The sequence below is a fragment of the Plesiomonas sp. ISS29 genome (genome assembly GCF_056522795.1).
On record NZ_JAWRZQ010000001.1, the window covers coordinates 2,848,723 to 2,866,387 of the forward strand.

Genomic DNA, 17,665 nt, shown 5'->3' on the forward strand with positions numbered 1-17,665 from the left:
TTGGGATTTGCTATTTTTCTCTTTAATTATGCTCGGTTTACCCGATATATTCCCTAACTTTGCCCATGAAAATAAACAGCCTGTATCTTCATCCCACATGCAGCTGTTATTTAGTTCTCTTGCAATCTTTTTGGGGAATCAGGGGGATAAAAAACCACATAAAAAAACAGATCCAAAGCCGGTACAGCGTGGTTTTTATCCTGCTAATTGACGCTTTTATGGGCAATTATCCTTAATTAAAAAAAAATGTTGCAAACGCAACATCACTAGAATAAAAAAGCGAAATAAAGGAATAGTTATTCACATAATTAATCAGGTGAGGATACCCACATTGAAAGATCGCAGCATGGAGCTTGTTCATGGCTTCCGCCAATCAGCCCCGTATGTGAATGCACACCGTGGAAAGGTGTTTGTGATCATGCTCGATGGTGAAGTCGTCGAACATAGTAACTATAAAAATATTATCAGTGATCTGGGGCTAATGCACAGCCTAGGTATTAAGCTGGTAATTGTCTACGGTGCGCGCCACCAGATAGATCGGCTGCACGGCCAGCAGCAGCATCCCTGCTGCTACCACAAGCAAATTCGGATCACCGATGGCCGTAGTCTTGATTTGGTCAAACAGGCCGCAGGGCAGCTGCAATTAGACATTACCGCCCGTTTATCGATGAGCTTATCAAACACGCCAATGGCCGGCGCACATATTAATGTTGTCAGCGGCAATTTTGTGATTGCGCAGCCACTCGGCGTTGATGATGGTATTGATTATTGCCACAGCGGGCGTATCCGCCGGATTGACGTTGACGGTATCCGCCGCCAGCTCAACAACAACAGTGTGGTGCTGCTCGGGCCGGTGGCGGTATCGGTCACCGGTGAGAGTTTTAATCTGACCTCCGAAGAGATTGCCACTCAGCTGGCGATTAAACTCGATGCCGATAAAATGCTGGGCTTTTGCGCCGAGCGCGGGGCGATAACGGCCGAAGGGGATGTGATTTCCGAGCTGTTCCCAAGCGAGGCGTTAACGCTGATCCATGCCCAAGAGATGCAGGGCGATTACCATTCAGCCACGGTGCGCTTTCTGCGCGCTGCAGTAACAGCCTGCCGCGCCGGAGTAAAACGCTGCCATTTGCTCAGCTATGTGGAAGACGGCGCTCTGCTGCAAGAGCTGTTCTCACGCGAAGGGATTGGCACACAAATTGTGATGGAGAGTGCCGAACAGGTGCGATCGGCCACCATTGATGATATCGGTGGTATTCTAGCGCTGATCCGGCCGCTCGAAGAGCAGGGTATTTTGGTGCGCCGCTCACGTGAGCAGCTTGAAATTGAGATCAGTCAGTTTACTTTAGTTGAGCGTGATGGGCTGGTCATTGCTTGCGCGGCACTCTACCCCTTTGCCGATGAGCAGATGGGCGAGATGGCCTGTGTTGCGGTTCACCCTGAATACCGCAACTCTTCGCGCGGTGATGTACTGCTAGATCGGGTGCTGGTGCAGGCAAAACGCTTGGGCTTAAAGCAACTGTTTGTGCTGACCACCCGCAGTATTCACTGGTTTCAGGAGCGGGGCTTTAGCCCTGCCAGTGTGGATGTATTGCCGGAGAAAAAACAGGCGCTGTATAACTACCAACGCCAGTCAAAAATCCTGATTACTGATGTGGTGTAGTTGTTCGCATGAGCCTATCGCTAAACCCGCTGCGCCGGACTGTCGGGGTGTTGATCGCCTGTTGTAATACCCGCATATCGGTATACAACACTAGCTGCTGTTTTGCGCGTGTAATGGCGGTATACACCAGCTCGCGCGACAGTAGCGGGCTGTGTTTATCCGGCAAAACCAAAACGGTATGAGCAAACTCAGACCCCTGAGATTTGTGCACTGTCATGGCAAACACGGTTTCATGTGCCGGCAGGCGGCTGGTCAGAAATGATTTGATGCTGCCATCGGGCATCTCAAAACAGACCCGAAAGCGGGTACGCCCCTGCTGATCGGTATCAGCCAGAGTCATGCCAATATCACCGTTAAACAGCCCCAGTACGCTATCATTTTGCATGATCATAATAGGCCGTCCCTCATACCAGCGGTTACCGTCATCACGCTGAATCAGTTTGGCCTGTTCAAGTTCTCGCTCAATGGTGCTGTTTAATCCGCCAACGCCAAACGGCCCTTCGCGCAACGCACAGAGTAGCTGAAATCCAGCAAAGGTGTGCAGTATGTCGCGTACCGGTAACAGCTGATCATCGGGTATGCCGGCGCGCACCTGCTCGGCACGTGAGCGCAGTTGTATCAGATATGCGCGATAGCCCTGCACACAGCGCTTTAACAGCTCACTGTAGTGCACCGCATCGAGCGGATATTGCTGAATATCAGGATACTGGCCACTGAACAGAGCAGCCAGATCGCCGCTATCCCCTTGATTCACTTTGCTGGCCAACACGCCGATACCGGAGTGATCATCAAAGCGATAGCTTTTACGCAGTAAGCAGATCTGATCGCGCAAGGCATCCCCCTGATCCTGTGCATAGGGGATCAGATCCGATCCGATCACGGCACTTAACCACTGCGCTTGATCAAGGCTGTAGCCTTGATCGGCCAGACGGCAGATATCCCCCAGAACCGCACCCGCTTCTACCGAAGCGAGCTGATGCCGATCGCCAAGCAATATCAGCCGCGCATGGTCCGGCAACGCCTCAACCAAACGCGCCATCAATGAAAGATCAACCATCGAGGCTTCATCCACCACCAGGAGATCAAGATGCAAGCGGTTATCTTTATGGTGTCGGTAACGGCTGCTGTTGGGTTGTGCGCCAAGCAAGCGGTGCAGTGTACCGGCCTCAGTCGGAATTTTTTGCTGGATCTCAGCGGCTACCGGCAGTTTTTCGCGGGCAGCACTGATCGACTCGCTCAGACGGGCAGCGGCTTTTCCGGTCGGCGCAACCAGTTTAATGCGCAAAGATTGCGGCTCTTGTTGCAATGAGTCTGTTTGCCGTAATCTGCTCTCTTGCAGCAGTAATGCGGCTAACAGGCGGGTAACTGTGGTGGTTTTCCCTGTTCCCGGACCACCGGAGATGACTGACATCCGGCAGTTACACGCAATAGCGGCGGCCACTTTTTGCCAGTTGACGGTGTCATCCTGCCCGAACAAGCGGTCTAGAATCGCTTTTTGCGCCGTAATGTTGTCGGTTTTTGTCTGATCACCTGCCGTGATCCGGTTTTCACTCTGTTGCAGATACTCAACGATCAGCCCCTCATCCTGCCATAAGCGGTGTAAATAGAGATAATCACCACTCAGTACCAGCGGCGTTGCGCAGCTTCCATCCCCTACTGCCATGCAGTGCTGTAACCTTGCTGGCCACTCGGTGGTAGGGATGCTTCCGGCGCTATGCCAGAGTGCACGGCTATCACGCAGGCCAAATAAGCGAGCCTCGTTTAACTGGCGCAGATCAAGGCAAACATGGCCATTACCGGCTTCGGCACTGACCAGTGCCGCAACTAAAGCCAGCAGTGGATCGGTATCATGCAGCGCCAGATAACGGGCAAATTGGTAATCTAACGGGCGAATAATTCGCTCACGGCTCAGTTGCTGCAAACGGGCTAAAATATTACGGTTCATGCTTAGGTTCATGCCTGTACTCCGTTTTCTAACTCCTCAGTAGAGGAGTCTTCCTCACCGCTAAACAGCCGATCTAATGCCATAATCAGAGCTTTTTCAGGGCGCTGCACATATACGCCATATTCAGGATCATGGCCATTCATGCCGCGTAAAAAGAGGTAATACACGCCACCGATATGGCGGTCATAGTCATAATCTTTCAGCCGTAACCGTAAATAGCGGTGTAACGCCAGTGTGTACAGCTGATATTGCAGATCATACCGATGCTCAATCATGGCTCGGGTCATTGCCTGTTGATGGTAATGCTCTGCTGTATCCCCCAAATAATTAGATTTATAATCAAGAACGTAAAATTTACCGTTATGGCTAAAGACCAAATCGATATAGCCTTTCAAAATACCCTGCACCTCTGAAAAACGCAGACGATGCTCTGCCTGCCGCGATAAGGCATCATAACGGCGACACAGGGTATCGAGCTTTTGCGCCTGCAACGGCGTGCTAATAGGCAAGTGGAACTCCATCTCGACACAGCGGGCATTAGGCGCAACCGCCGACAAACGCAAGGCAACCTGATCTGATTGGCTGTTTGTCACTTCACTGTTTTCAATTTCTTGTGTTTTCCGTGGTGCGTTGAGCGGTGTCGCGAGCACCTTACTGACCCAGTCGTGCAGCACCGGTTGCCAAGCCAGATCTAGCCCCTCCATCTCCAGTAAGGCTTGCAACTGCTGTGGCCATGCTTGTTGATCAGCAAAATCAAGCGTTTCAAACAGGCTGTGTAAAAACGTGCCAGGGCGTGCTCCGCGCGGAAAAGTAAAAGCTGAAAGTATGGGTTCAGCAGGCATTGGTACTAGTAGCTCATCAGCGGATTCAGCAGACGTGTCAGGTATATTCACCGTATCGAGGTTTGTATCCTGTAAATGAGGTTCGCGTTGATACTTGGCTAAATCAGTGCTCTCTGCACGGGTAAAATCCACCGGGTCGGTATTGTCTGTACTACTTAGCGGTTGCAACTGCTCCCCTGCGGCATCTTGATCAAAGCGCGGCAGCCACTCAGCCACATCCTGATGACGGCTCAGATTTGAGTAGCTGGTCACCCACCAATTACGCTCTATCCGCCCCTGAAACTCACGTGCCTCCAGTGTATTTTGTGGCGCTTGAGTGGGTGATAAGGTATGCATAGTGCCTACATCGGGAGTCGTTAAAGCGATATCCTGATCTGCCAGCACTGCGCAAGCTTTTTCAAGCAGCGCCGCATCGCCGGCTTGCCCCTGTTGCAGCAGATACCCAAGGGCACTCAGGTGCAGATCTGTCTCTTTATTTTTGCTGTTTTCGCTTTTACCACGCCCGGCCGATAAGGGGGCAATACCAATCTGACACTGGTACACCGCGCGGGTCAACGCCACATAAATCAGGCGCACATCCTCGGCCAGCCGCTCACGTTCGGCACAAATTTTGGCCTCTTCTGAACCGGTTAAATCCAGCACAGCAGACAGGCTCTCATCGTGATAAAAATCACCTTTAGCCGCTCGAAATGAGCAAGCAAACGGCAACCAGACCAGCGGATACTCCAGCCCTTTCGATTTGTGGATGGTGACTATCTGCACCAGATTTTGATCACTTTCCAAACGCAGTTGCGGGTCATCTCCGCCACGCTGTGGTTTGTCAATCTGCTGGGCCAACCAGCGCAGCAACGCATGCTCGCTCTCTTGCTCGGCGGCCGCCTCTTGCAGCAATTCGCCCAGATGCAGCAGGTTTGTCAGTCGGCGCTCACCCTCACTACCAGCCAGCAGGTTCTCGGCCAATTTGCGCTGTTGAATCAGCTGGCGCAGCATCGGCAACACGCCATGTTTTAACCACTTTTGCCGGTACTCTTCAAATTCGGCAACAGCCATTTCCCAACGCCACTCATCATGGTTAAGCAAGTCAAGATCAGCCGCCGTCAGCCCCAGCAGCGGTGTTGCCAAACCAGCACGCAACAGGCGCTCTTGCCCCGGCAGTAAACAGGCTTGCAGTACCCGTAACAGATCATCGGCCTCTTGGCTGGAGAACACACTCTCCCGATTCGAGAGGTACACAGAAGCCACCCCGCGCGCGCTCAGCGCTTGGCGAATCAGCGCCGCCTCACGCCCCGTGCGTACCAAAACAGCAATATCACCGGCCACCACCGGCCGTAATTTACCGGTTTTACCGAGCTGCGCACTGCCTTCAATACCCAATTGTAGCCAGCAGGTAATCGAGCTAGCACAGGCCTCGGCCATTTGCTGCTGATAATCACCGTTATTGAGCCTCTCACCGGCCAGACAACAGAGCTGCATGGCCGGTTGCACTTCGCCCTGTAGTATAAATTTCCGCTCAGCAGCATCGGGCGCAGCATCAACGTTTAAAAACGGGATATCCTGCTCAAACAAGAAGGGGTTTACGGCATGCGAAAAAAGCCGGTTTACCGCATTAACCATGCTGCGTGATGACCGCCAGTTGGTTTTTAACGTATAGTGAGCGCTTACATTTCTTCGCGCTTCAATATAGGTAAAAATATCGGCCCCGCGAAAAGCATAAATGGCTTGTTTGGGATCACCAATCATCAGCAAACCGGTATCCTGCCTACCGCCATACAGGGTATGGAAGATGTGATACTGCTGCGGATCGGTATCCTGAAACTCATCAATCATCGCCAGCGGATAGCGCTGACGAATGGCATCACCGAGCAAACCCAGTGAGTCATTTTTTAGTGCCGACGAGAGGTGCGATAACAGATCATCAAACGATAACTCGGCACGCGTCAGTTTTTGCTGCTGCATCGCCTGACGCATCTCGTGTACGGCACTGTTGATGACCAAGTCGCGAAGAGTAAGTGAGTGCTCACAAAAAGTATCAATCTGACTAAATATTGGCAGTGCGGGGGCCACACCTTTGTTGGTCAATTCTGACAGTGTGGTTTGCTTAAAACGGATCAGGCAATCAGGATGAGCGTAGCTTTCAGTCGGTTGCAATGCCCATGCTGTCAATTCACCTACCCACTTTGCTACCCAGTCTTTGCGGTAGCGGTTTTTCGGAATCCCCGAATCAGCAATGTGCGCCTCAATATCCGCAGCAACCGCCAGCCACGCACTTTTCAGATCGGCGATTAACGCCATAATTTTCTGATGCCGCGCCACCAGATCGGTATCGCTTTCTTGGCGTTTTATTTTCGGCATCGGGCCGCTCAGATAACGGCTAACCTCGTATTTCAGCGCTTCGGGCGTAGCCCATGTCTGGCTGATTACACTGGCCATATCAAGCGGCAATGGATAGAAGTGCCGCCGCCAGAAATCGAGAACCACTTGCTGAATCAGCGCGCTCTCATCGGTCAGGAAAGTTTGTTCAAACAGCGCGCCCGACTCAAAGGCATTTTGTGTCAGCATGCGCTGACAAAATCCGTGAATGGTATAGACCGCCGCCTCATCCATCTGCCGCTCGGCACTGAGCAGAATATGTGCCGCTTCCGGCCAGTCGGTCAGCGAATCAATGATACCGGCCAGTAACGGGTCATCGCGACGCGCATCCTGCAGTAAACTAGCAGCAATCAGCGGCTCTTGTACCAGCTGCATAATGAATATTCGCGCGCCACGAATACGAGCGCGGATCCTATCGCGCAGCTCGGCTGTCGCAGCATCGGTAAAGGTTACCACCAATATTTCATTAACTTGCAAACGGCGCGCAAAGGCAGCATCGTTCCCTAAGCCCAGCAATAAGCGCAGATACAAGGCCGCGATAGTGTAGGTTTTCCCCGTTCCTGCTGAGGCTTCGATCAGACGCTCACCGAACAGAGGCAAGGTCAGCGGATTGAGTGTTTGCACGGTCATTTGGTGTTATCCCTACAGTATCCAGATTGCTGTTGCTGACGTGAGCGAAAAGGCAGTATTTACCAAAAATACAATCGCTTATCGCATTATATCACTACGTCATTTTATCAGTTCAGTACGGTATCTGCAGAGCGATATTGCATAAAATAGCGATATCGCTCTGTTGTGATAAAAGCACAAAAAAAAGCCCGCATAATGCAGGCTCTTTGCTGTTTTAACCGCCCCGTATTGCAAGAGCGATTAGCTGTTTTTCAACAACACCTGACGTAGTCAATCAGATAACAGATTGATCGCGCAAGGCCTCTCACGGCTAGTGACTACTCACTTTACTTAACGCTTTTTGCAGTGAAGAAACTGAAGGTTGTGCGCTCCACTGCTTAGGCTGCGCAAAGCCATCTTTTTCTTTGCCACCCTGTACTTCTGACAGCAGCGATAAACCTGTACCGCGCATCACCGCATCTTGATAAAAGGTCACAATATCTTGCGAAGTCAGAGTCTCAATCGCGCTGATCAACTGACTACGCCCGTTAAAGGCGGTATTACCGCGTGAAAAATCACCGCCAAAGCGAGCCGCTTCTTCATCCAGCGTTTGCGGAGGCTGTCGCAACTCGTTTAACAGGGCATTTTTAAACTGGGTAAACTCAGTTGCTGGCATCGAGGCTAAACGCTCGGCAGCCTGCTTATAAAATGCCTGATAGCGCGCATACAGATAAGCGGGGGTTTTATCCGGCGTTTGCAGTACAAAACTCAAACCCCACTGCCGACCAACCGGCATTGCATAACTGAATACCGCATAGCCAAGCTGCTCTTGGGTGCGCAGTTGATTGAAAAACAGCGGTTGTAAAATCTGCCCGAGCAGTGCTGCCCGAGCCTGCCCTTCACGCTCACCATAACCGAGCGGAACATACAGTGCCGCGAGTGCTGAGTCAGAAGCGCTGATTCGGCGATCAAAATAGCCATGATGCGGCCGTTTAATCGCAACAGTTTCGCCATACCATGGTTTATCACCTGCCGTTTGCAACTGGGATTTAACTTGCTCGGCCAGATCGCGCACCTGCGCCTGACTGAAATTTCCCACCGCCAGCAGTGCCGGTGTTGACTGCTTCAGGAGTTGAGTGCGGTATTGCAGCATCTCATCAAGCGTAATGCTATCGAGCAACGCCAATCGCTCCGGGCGCTCAAAATAGGGCACAGCCGAGAGTGATTGCAGCGGGATCACCGCTTGCTGATAGGCACGGGTTTTATCCACCGAGGCGAGGCGATCACGATACCACGCTTTGGCCTGCACCAGTTGGGCCGCCGTTGGTGTGAAATCGCGATAGCCTTGCAGCAATGACAACATCAGCTTTGGCAGATGCTGGGTAAAGCCGCTGGCCGATACTTGTAGCCCGTTATCATTGGAGGAGCTAAAACCAATTCCGCCGATACCGGCCTGATAACTGAGCTCATCGAGCGAGAGTGAAGCCAGATAATCAGTCAGGGCAAACAGAACTTGATTACGGGCTGTGTCATCTGCATCAGGGTTACGCAGCGTTAGCGTCACCACGCCTTTTGGTTCATCAGCAAAAACCGTGCTAGGCATTAACCATGCCTGTAACGTGGGTTTATTAATCACCGCCTGCGGTTTGCTGCTGTTATCAGCGGCTTTTTGCAGGGTAAAATCATCCGGAATATACGGATTCAATGCGGGAAGTTTTAAGTTTAGCGCTGCCCCCATTTGCTGCCAGATGGCAAACTGATCCGGTGTGATTTTATTCACCTGATACGGTGCATCCACAAAATAGGCTTTTTTATTGTGCGGCTCTTGCGGGCTGATAAACCAAATTCGGGCATTTTGTGCTGTCATCAGCGCCAAACGTTGGCGAATGGCTTCGGGATTATACTGGTCTGCCAGCATGCCGGCATTGAGTACATTGGCCACCGGAACGCGCAGCATGTTGTCAGACAAATCTTCCACATAACCCATATCACGGGTGACAGACTGATAACGAAAATCAAGTTTCAATACATCGGCTATCTCATCAAAATAGCTCTTTTGTACCCCTTTTTGCTCAAGTTCACGCAGGTAACGGAACACCGCCGCAATGATCTCATCGCGATGCGCCAGCCCTTTATCAGTCAGTGAGATATAGATCCCGAATGTACCGCCATTACGCGCCTGCATCGGGTCGGCACTGCTCTGAATACCGTCAGCTAACCCCTGACGCAGCAGCCAGTCGGCCAATGTTCCAGGATTACGGTTATCAACCATATAAGCGATGTAAGTGCTGACTTTGCTGCGAAACGCACCGCTGTCATTGGGAATGGTAAATTCAATGCGCAGTGCTTTTAGCGGTTGCACGGGCACATAGTGAATGATCACGCCCTCTTCTTTCTGGGTTGTTACCGGCACGGTCACCTGTGGCGCGCTGATCTTGTGATCGGCTATCTTGCCAAAACTTTGATCGGCCAGAGCCGCCATTTTATCGAGCGGCAGTGTCGAGTACAGCACCGCCTGCATAATATTGGCCGAGTAGTATTTATTGTAAAAATGGCGCAATTCGGTATGCAGTTTGCTGTTTGGTTTATCTGACAGCGTTTCTAAATTTCCGCCGGAAAAACGGGCAGTCGGGTGTTTCGGGTTGATGGTCTCAGAGTCAACTTCACCTAAACGCATTCCATCGCGTGAACGCGCCATCACCATTTCTGCATTCACCGCATGGCGCTCACGATCGCCATTTTTGGGATCAAGCAATGGCTCGGCTAATGCATCAGATAAACGATCAACAGCCTGAGCAAAAGCACTGTTTTCCACTTCCAGATAATAAGAGGTGCGGTACGGCGCGGTGCTCGCATTGTGGCTGCCACCGTTTTGATTTAAGAACAGTGAAAAGCCGTCTGCTTCCGGATACTTTTTCGATCCCATCAGGATCATATGCTCTAGATAGTGTGCCAGCCCAAGCTGGGCATCCGGATCATCCATTGATCCCACTGGCAAGGTCACTGCTGCCAGTGATTTAGTGGCATTGGGATCAGAAACCAGCAGTACGGTCATTCCATTAGACAAGGTAATGGGCTGATATTCACGGGTATCGCGCTCACTCTTTTGCACAGGATCAGGTAATACCTGCCACTGTGACCATGAAAATGGGCTCCACAACAGCGGTACACTCAGCATCAGGGTGCACCATACCCATACAATCCAACGCGTCGGTTGGTAATTTTGCCTCATCGGGCATCCTCCCCTCAATGATGTCTCTTGCTATGCCGTCAGATGACTCATAACCGGTAATAAATAGTGTGTTGTACAGTGTTCAATATTGCGTAATGTAGTGTCATTCAGCGCGCCAAATAACCGCTGCAGATACGGGTCATCGCCCTCACCATTGCGGTTAAACCCACCCTGATAACACTCCAGTAAAGCTTTACGGGCTTTTTGCTGACTTAACTCATCCGTTAATAACTGCCCGTTATCATGGCACTTACCCAGCCATGCCCAGCCACTTTTTGGCAGCAGCATCAGCGGTGTTTGCAACCCGCTGCAATAACCTTGCGCCAGTTCAAGTAAATAGCCCGTTGCTGTATCGGGGTCAACCGGTGCAAAACTGAACATACTATCGCGCCCCAGCATGCGGCTGTATCCGGCACGTTGCTGGTTTTGCGCCATGACCTTGCAGTAGACAAGATGTTCAATCCAGAGGTTCAATGCATCAACCGCATTCAGCACACCCGGCCGCCAACGCAGCAGACCATCGTCTTGCACACCCGTCAGCCAGCCGGTGAGATGCAAAGCACCAAGCTGCAGATCAACCTCTTTATCCATTACAGTTTGTTGCTGTTCTCTGATTTGGCTGCTCAGGATTTGCATATCACTGAGTTGACGTTGCCAAACCAGTTCGCCAAAACGCCCGTACGGTAAACGCCCTTCGGCCTGAATTCGTGCCAAAAACGGTGCTAACGGCTCTTGTTTTAATAAGGTATTCAAAAGCTGCTGGTTGATGCTGTAACGCGCCAATCCATCCAAATCAAATAGCTCTTCATCAGGCACACCGGTGGCCGGAGTTTCAAAGTTCACCCGCAAACGCTGGCGGAAAAACGTGCGTATTGGGTGACGATAGAAATGGCGCAATGCGTCCAGCTCAATCTCACTGACCGTTTCTGATGCGCGCAATGATGCCGACCAAAACTCGGGCACGGTAACACCCTCCCGTCGTGCTGCTGGCAACCACTCTCGAGCATAGCTGAAACAGGGCGAGTCAGAGAGAAAGTTTTGACAACTAAAGGGATTAAGCGCCTGTTCTATCACTAAATGTGCCTGTAAATGCTGTTCAGCGGCAGCATTAAGTTGTAACAATTTCTGTGCACTCTCAGCCAAAGCATCTGCCGACGAATTATCTCCCAAGGCCTGATACAACGCGGCTAATTTCTGTGCATCTTCCGGTAAAATCTGGCTTTGGCAGAGATAATCCAACAGTTCACTGACCAGCACAGAAGGAATGCGCTCACTGTTATCCTGCACCGAACGGCCAACATAGCTGATATAGAGCTTCTCTTGTGCCGATTGCAGTGCTTCGAGAAACAGGTAACGGTCATCATCGCGCCGCGAACGATCACCGCGTCGCGCACGCACTCCAGCCATCAGATCAAAACCTAAAGGCGGCAGTGTGCGCGGATACACGCCATCATTCATACCCAACAAACACACAACCCGAAAAGGGATAGATCGCATCGGCATCAGGGTACAAAAGTTGACTTGTCCGGCCAGAAAACGCTGGCTGATCCGCTCGTTATCCAGCGCACTGCTTAGGCTATCACGCAGCACCGCCAGTGAAAGTGGCGCGCTAAATTGAGCAGCAGTTGCCTGTTCGACCAAACGCTGAATCTGCCGGTCGATCAGTGCCAGCACGGCTTCAGTTTCGCTGTCAGCCACAAAAAGTTGGTTCAATAACTCACGCAGCTGCAATGACCACTCAGACAAGGTGTGAGCCTGACTCAATACTGTGCGCCAATGAGCCAGAATTTCAAGCAGATCAGCAAGCTGGCCAACCAAACTTGCCTGTAAACCGGAAACCTCATCATACGGCAGACGCTGATCATACAACCCGGTTTCGGTGCGCATAGCATAGCCAAGCAGCATACGCTCAACCCCAAAACGCCACGAGTGATTGCCCTGTGTCGGCAGACCCAGTTCAGCAATAGCCTGATCGTCTAACCCCCAGCGAATGCCTGAATCCTCAACCCAGCGGCGTAGCAGCACCAACCCCTCTTCATTAATGGCAAATTTTTGGGCCAGTGCTGGCACTTCCAGCAAAGCCAAAATATCTTCGGCCACAAAACGGCTCTGCGGCAAACTCAGCAGCGTCAAAAAGGCCTGTAAAATTGGGTGAGCCTGACTAGCACTGCGATCTGAAATTGAAAAAGGGATAAAGCGGTTGTCACGGGTACTGGAAAAAACCGCCTGAATATAGGGGCTGTAACGGTTGATGTCGGCCACCATCACCAGAATATCGCGCGGAGTCAGTGTCGGATCATCTGCCAGCATGCTGAGCAGTTGATCATGCAGCACCTCGACTTCCCGCATCGGGCTATGACAGGCGTGAAAGACAATTGAGCGATCCGCTGAATCAATTTCACAGCGAGCATGTTCCTGATTGGGCATCAGTACTGTACTGTCTTCGAGCATCAAAATATCTGCCTGCACGCGGTGTAGCAGTGAGTCTGGTGCAATTTCAACAAACGCATCGATATCATTCGGTGCAAGCTGTGCCAGCAGATAAAGGTTATCACGCCCCAACTTACCCATCGAGGCCAGTAGCGGGTTGCCACTTGATTCGGGTGCGGTAAAGTTTGTGCCAGGCTGCCCATTCAGTGTCAGCCAGCGTTTGGCCGCCAGCTTTTGATCCTGAATATCCCCCCAGTAATAACGGCACGGATTGGTAAACATCAGGTGCACATCACAGTGGCGCGATAGCGCATTCAGCGCTTCTAAATAGATCGGCGGCAGGGCTGAAATACCAAAAATAAATAGCCGTGGGGGGATACCAGCAGGGCGGGTTGTCGCCTGCTCTAAGCCGCGAATAAAATGTTGGTACAAGTTGGCCCTGTGCCATTTTGGTTGCCCAAGTTCAGTGGTAAAGGCAACCAGTTCACGCCACAACACCGCCTGCCACGGATGCTCGCCAGCCAGTTCCTCGGGAGTCTCGCCCCGCTCCCACGCCTGAATCCACTCTGGCCGATAAACCAGATATTGGTCAAAGAGATCGGCAACTCTGGCGGCTAGCTGAAAAGATTTGCGCTGATTTTCATCTTCATGTAGATATCCCCGCAGAGCGGCAAACTCTTCACGCTCCAATAACGGGGGCAACAGCGTCATCAGCTTCCATGTCATGGCATCTTTACTGAATGCACTCTGTTTAGGAATACCGGGTAATACGCAGATAAACATATCCCAGATAAAAGTGGCAGGCAGTGGAAAAGCCAAATTAGCCGCAATACCAAACTCTTCAGCAAGCTGTAAACGCAGCCACTGTGCCATTCCGGGGCTTTGCACCAAGATAACATCAGACTCAAAGGGATCGTCGAGCGGATCAATACGCATCAACTGACACAGCAGTGATTTTAAAACATCCAGCTGATTTGAATGGTAAACAGTAAGCACAGCGATCCCTCATCTCTTAAGCGATAACGCAAATTGTCAGTTATCGTAAGAGTGGATGCAAATTTAAATGAAATTTACCTAACTGATGGGAAAATCAATACTCATAAAACCCAAGCACAATCAATATGACATTGAAACAGCTGATTAAAGCGGTTCAAAAAGTGAGCCCAGCAAAAAATATATCCATCCAGTTGCCTCTCTACTCACTAATACCTGCCCCCTGTTTAGTCCGTACTAAACGGCTAAAACTCAGGTTGATATTACTATCACTGCGTGATGAATATACAGCCTTTACGGTATAACGTTTAATCGTTGAAATAGTCGGAACATCATTTTTTATACAGGATAACGTAAATGCTGAGCCATTGAGGGTAATGGTCTCATCAGCGGGGCAATCAATAAAAATAGCACTATTTTTCATATCAGCAGCAATATTATCTAACGCTGAATTAACCAGTCTAGCCGCTTGCATTGATAGAGATGACAGCTCATACGCACGAGCTTGGCTTATCTGGTAACTAACTAATGCACCGGTTAACACTGACATCACCAACATAGCAACCAGAACTTCAATCAACCCAAACCCCTGCCGTAAATTAAAAATCATTCCATGTACCTCGAACGAAATCAAATTTCGACAGTGATTTATTTATTGCATCGAGCACAATAGAGTTATACATCATAGTTAAAGAACCACCGACTGTACTAAAACCTGAGTCCGTTACCATTGAGCCAGTAATATTAAAGCTACCCTGTAAATTCAACGTGCTGTTTTTACCATCTTTGTCAATAAAAGCAAACAGCCCAGACATCATCAAGGTACCATTTCCTCCTGCACCGACTTTCAACGCTGGAGTATTACTTCCTGATAAGTTTTCTATAATTAAACTAACCGCTTCAACTTGATTAACATCCCCAACAGGATTACCTACTGCAATGCTTGTTGGAATAACACAAACTGGGTTATTCATTACCAGCCATAAATTTTTAGCCTTCTTCAAATAATTACTTGGACTTATTTCTTTATTAAATAATTCACAAGTTGTTTTTTTAAATGCTCCATTTGTTGATGTAAATGAAGTTCCAAAATAGTAATCAGAAGGTAACGTACCACTTAAAAATGGTGCATTAGGTAATATATCTTTTCCAATACTCGAATTATTTGTCTCTACAAAAATCCCATCACCGGAAACAACACCATACTCACCACCAGTGATAAAAACTGAACTTCCACGCAAATCAACCGCACCTTTTGAGATAAAGGGTGATGTTGGAATTTGTTGCATTCCGACCCCTTTCACTAATACTCGGTACATGTCATACGATACAACGTTATCAATTGAATAACCGGTTGATTTAATCAAGTAGCGACCTTGAGTACCACCGCTGATAGATAATTTAGTTGCTAAACCTAAACAATCTAGATAATTAATATCTCCTAAAGGTAATCCTGCCCCCCCACTTTGAGTTGACATCCATTCACTAGCACATGCAAACCCAGACAGTGCATTATTATAAGCCTCTAGGCTTTTCTGCCCCTCTTGCTCAGTTTTAACCATCTGATAGGTCTGATAACCTGATAACATAGTAATTAAAGCTGCAATAACCATCACAACCAGAACAACCGTTAAGGTGGCAAAGCCAGATTTAATAAATTTCATCTTAACGGGTTCTCCAATGCGACTCGGTATTTAATTTCACGCTGAATGGTATTATTGCTGACTAAATAAGCTTTAATATAAATATCATAAGTTCTATAGAGTAATGTTGCAGCACCTGTACCTAATATATTAGATTTTCCTTCAGTCACTTTAAAATCGGTAACAACCATAAATTTGTTATCAGTAATTGACTCCCAATTTCCCTCACCACTATTACATGCTAATGATGCTAACAATTTCTCATTACATGCGGGTAGCGCTGCACTACTTCCTTGAAATGTACAAGATGTTACGGGTGCTGATGATGCTGAGTTCATTGTATTATTTGTTGTATCAATACCTTTACCATTTTTTCGATAGCCAAACACTTCACCGATCAAGTGCTTGGTCTTATTCTCTTTATTTAAAACACAATCAACACCACTTTGCTTTAAGCCAAAACACCCATCTTTATTAAGATCATAAGTGAACATAACACACGAATAATCGGGTTCTACTTGTGTTTCAGTTTTATTTCCTAAGCTAATATAGCTTTTAAAATTATCTTTCCCTGCAATCCCTGTTGTAGGTGCTTCATAGATAGAGATATAATCAAAGTTAGACTGACTTTCAGCTACTTTATCTTGCGCAAGATAACCAGATCGACGCAGGTCTTTACCTATTCGCAATGCAAGTGCATTTAACTCTGTATCAAGGCGTTGTTGCTGACTAAGTTGCCTTATCGTAGCATTTGATGACGTTAATACTTCACCTACTGATAAAATAACTATGCTGCCTAATAACATAGCTATCATGAGCTCAACCAGTGTAAAGCCTCTATTTACCCACTGCATGCTGCGGCCCCTACTTTATCATTTACTGCCTGACACAACCGTAGCCGACCAACACCAGAGGCAATAATTAATTTTCTGTTAGCCACATTATTTTGGATATGGTTATTTTTTAGCGCTAAACTAGCTGATTTTGCTGTGCCACGGACACCATTAAAAACCATAGCATTAGTTATCCACGATGATATCGTATTTCCTGCACTATCAGTGATAGTAATACCTTGTGATATATTATTACTTAGCATTAATAAATGAGTGGAATCATCACATTTCGCTGGTACTGATGTGCTTTGACTAGCAACAAAACAATATACACCACCTGTATTATTTACATGGATGTAAATATCTTTGTTTTGTTGATCTGCAAGTAATTTCACACGCTGTAAATAAGAAAATATTAATGTAGTGTGTTTATCAAGTTCATTATTATCTTTTAATTGCTGATACGAGGGCACAGCAACCCCCATTAAAATAGTGGCTACCACTATCGTTATCAACAATTCAATTAAAGTCAGCCCTTTTTGCATGACTCTCTCCTTCTTATTCGCTACTATTATGAGCAATTCAGCGGACAAGACGAGCAGTTACTTATTTGAGTGAGACACAGCTCCAGATATTAAGGGAAAAAAATGAAAATCAGGATAGGAATTAGGGACGGATTTACGTTAATAGAAACCATGATTGTTGTTGCAATAATTGCAATCATTGCTGCGATAGCAATTCCATCATACCAAAGCCATATTATAAAATCGCGCCGTACTGAAGTGCTAACGCAGTTATTGCAAGGGCAATTGGCACAAGAAAAACAGTGGTTAATTAATAAAGCTTATAGCGCTAATCCTGCAAATATTGGTCTAGTTAACTCAACTTATTATACCTTTACCACCCCTATCACGGTGACTGCAAATACCTATACACTGAAAGCAACAGCAATCGGCTCACAAAAGAAAGATACAAACTGCACAACGCTCACTCTTGATGATAAAGGAAATAAAACACCTGCAGCTTGCTGGCGATAACAATATTTTTACCATAAAAAAAGCCTGAACACAGTCAGGCTTTTTATTGCTCAAATAATGGCTAGAGTGAT

10 protein-coding genes are annotated in these 17,665 nt (G+C 48.5%); 2 read left to right on the forward strand and 8 right to left on the reverse strand.

What is annotated here, in order from left to right; all coding sequences use genetic code 11:
• Positions 1 to 331 precede the first annotated feature (331 nt).
• A complete protein-coding gene (argA, locus tag AC1HDJ_RS12800; protein ID WP_479536116.1) occupies positions 332 to 1,660 on the forward strand; it encodes an amino-acid N-acetyltransferase in 1,329 nt (442 codons plus the stop codon).
• Here the strand turns inward: argA and recD are convergent.
• The 8 genes from recD to AC1HDJ_RS12840 form a co-directional block, all read right to left on the reverse strand.
• A complete protein-coding gene (gene recD / locus AC1HDJ_RS12805) occupies positions 1,644 to 3,617 on the reverse strand; it encodes an exodeoxyribonuclease V subunit alpha (RefSeq protein WP_479536117.1) in 1,974 nt (657 codons plus the stop codon). The two genes, argA and recD, sit on opposite strands and share 17 nt — an antisense overlap.
• Positions 3,614 to 7,447: an exodeoxyribonuclease V subunit beta gene (gene recB / locus AC1HDJ_RS12810; protein WP_479536118.1), complete on the reverse strand. Its 3,834-nt coding sequence runs from the start codon at positions 7,445 to 7,447 to the stop codon at positions 3,614 to 3,616. The genes recD and recB overlap by 4 nt, the downstream gene beginning before the upstream one ends.
• A 310-nt stretch (positions 7,448 to 7,757) precedes the next feature.
• Positions 7,758 to 10,658 (reverse strand): pitrilysin, encoded by a 2,901-nt coding sequence (gene ptrA / locus AC1HDJ_RS12815; protein WP_479536119.1) that lies wholly within the window; start codon positions 10,656 to 10,658, stop codon positions 7,758 to 7,760.
• 30 nt (positions 10,659 to 10,688) lie between these two features.
• Positions 10,689 to 14,084, reverse strand: a complete 3,396-nt coding sequence (gene recC, locus AC1HDJ_RS12820; RefSeq protein ID WP_479536120.1) for an exodeoxyribonuclease V subunit gamma — start codon at positions 14,082 to 14,084, stop codon at positions 10,689 to 10,691.
• Positions 14,085 to 14,283: 199 nt separating this feature from the next.
• A complete protein-coding gene (locus tag AC1HDJ_RS12825; RefSeq protein ID WP_479536121.1) occupies positions 14,284 to 14,691 on the reverse strand; it encodes a type IV pilus modification PilV family protein in 408 nt (135 codons plus the stop codon).
• Complete coding sequence (locus tag AC1HDJ_RS12830; RefSeq protein WP_479536122.1) at positions 14,681 to 15,745, reverse strand: hypothetical protein; 1,065 nt, start codon at positions 15,743 to 15,745, stop codon at positions 14,681 to 14,683. The genes AC1HDJ_RS12825 and AC1HDJ_RS12830 overlap by 11 nt, the downstream gene beginning before the upstream one ends.
• Complete coding sequence (locus tag AC1HDJ_RS12835; protein WP_479536123.1) at positions 15,742 to 16,578, reverse strand: prepilin-type N-terminal cleavage/methylation domain-containing protein; 837 nt, start codon at positions 16,576 to 16,578, stop codon at positions 15,742 to 15,744. Before AC1HDJ_RS12835 ends, AC1HDJ_RS12830 begins: the two co-directional genes overlap by 4 nt.
• Positions 16,566 to 17,102: a prepilin-type N-terminal cleavage/methylation domain-containing protein gene (locus tag AC1HDJ_RS12840; protein ID WP_479536124.1), complete on the reverse strand. Its 537-nt coding sequence runs from the start codon at positions 17,100 to 17,102 to the stop codon at positions 16,566 to 16,568. Before AC1HDJ_RS12840 ends, AC1HDJ_RS12835 begins: the two co-directional genes overlap by 13 nt.
• A 102-nt stretch (positions 17,103 to 17,204) precedes the next feature.
• Between AC1HDJ_RS12840 and AC1HDJ_RS12845 the strand changes: the two genes are divergently transcribed.
• Positions 17,205 to 17,594 (forward strand): type IV pilin protein, encoded by a 390-nt coding sequence (locus AC1HDJ_RS12845; protein ID WP_479536125.1) that lies wholly within the window; start codon positions 17,205 to 17,207, stop codon positions 17,592 to 17,594.
• Positions 17,595 to 17,665 lie beyond the last annotated feature (71 nt).

What these genes read in the sequence shown, in the direction of transcription:
- recD (WP_479536117.1), bottom strand. Translation starts at nt 3,617, where the DNA reads ATGAACCTAAGCATGAACCGTAATATTTTAGCCCGTTTGCAGCAACTG.
- recB (WP_479536118.1), bottom strand. Translation starts at nt 7,447, where the DNA reads ATGACCGTGCAAACACTCAATCCGCTGACCTTGCCTCTGTTCGGTGAG.
- ptrA (WP_479536119.1), bottom strand. Translation starts at nt 10,658, where the DNA reads ATGAGGCAAAATTACCAACCGACGCGTTGGATTGTATGGGTATGGTGC.
- AC1HDJ_RS12825 (WP_479536121.1), bottom strand. Translation starts at nt 14,691, where the DNA reads ATGATTTTTAATTTACGGCAGGGGTTTGGGTTGATTGAAGTTCTGGTT.
- AC1HDJ_RS12830 (WP_479536122.1), bottom strand. Translation starts at nt 15,745, where the DNA reads ATGAAATTTATTAAATCTGGCTTTGCCACCTTAACGGTTGTTCTGGTT.
- AC1HDJ_RS12835 (WP_479536123.1), bottom strand. Translation starts at nt 16,578, where the DNA reads ATGCAGTGGGTAAATAGAGGCTTTACACTGGTTGAGCTCATGATAGCT.
- AC1HDJ_RS12840 (WP_479536124.1), bottom strand. Translation starts at nt 17,102, where the DNA reads ATGCAAAAAGGGCTGACTTTAATTGAATTGTTGATAACGATAGTGGTA.
- AC1HDJ_RS12845 (WP_479536125.1), top strand. Translation starts at nt 17,205, where the DNA reads ATGAAAATCAGGATAGGAATTAGGGACGGATTTACGTTAATAGAAACC.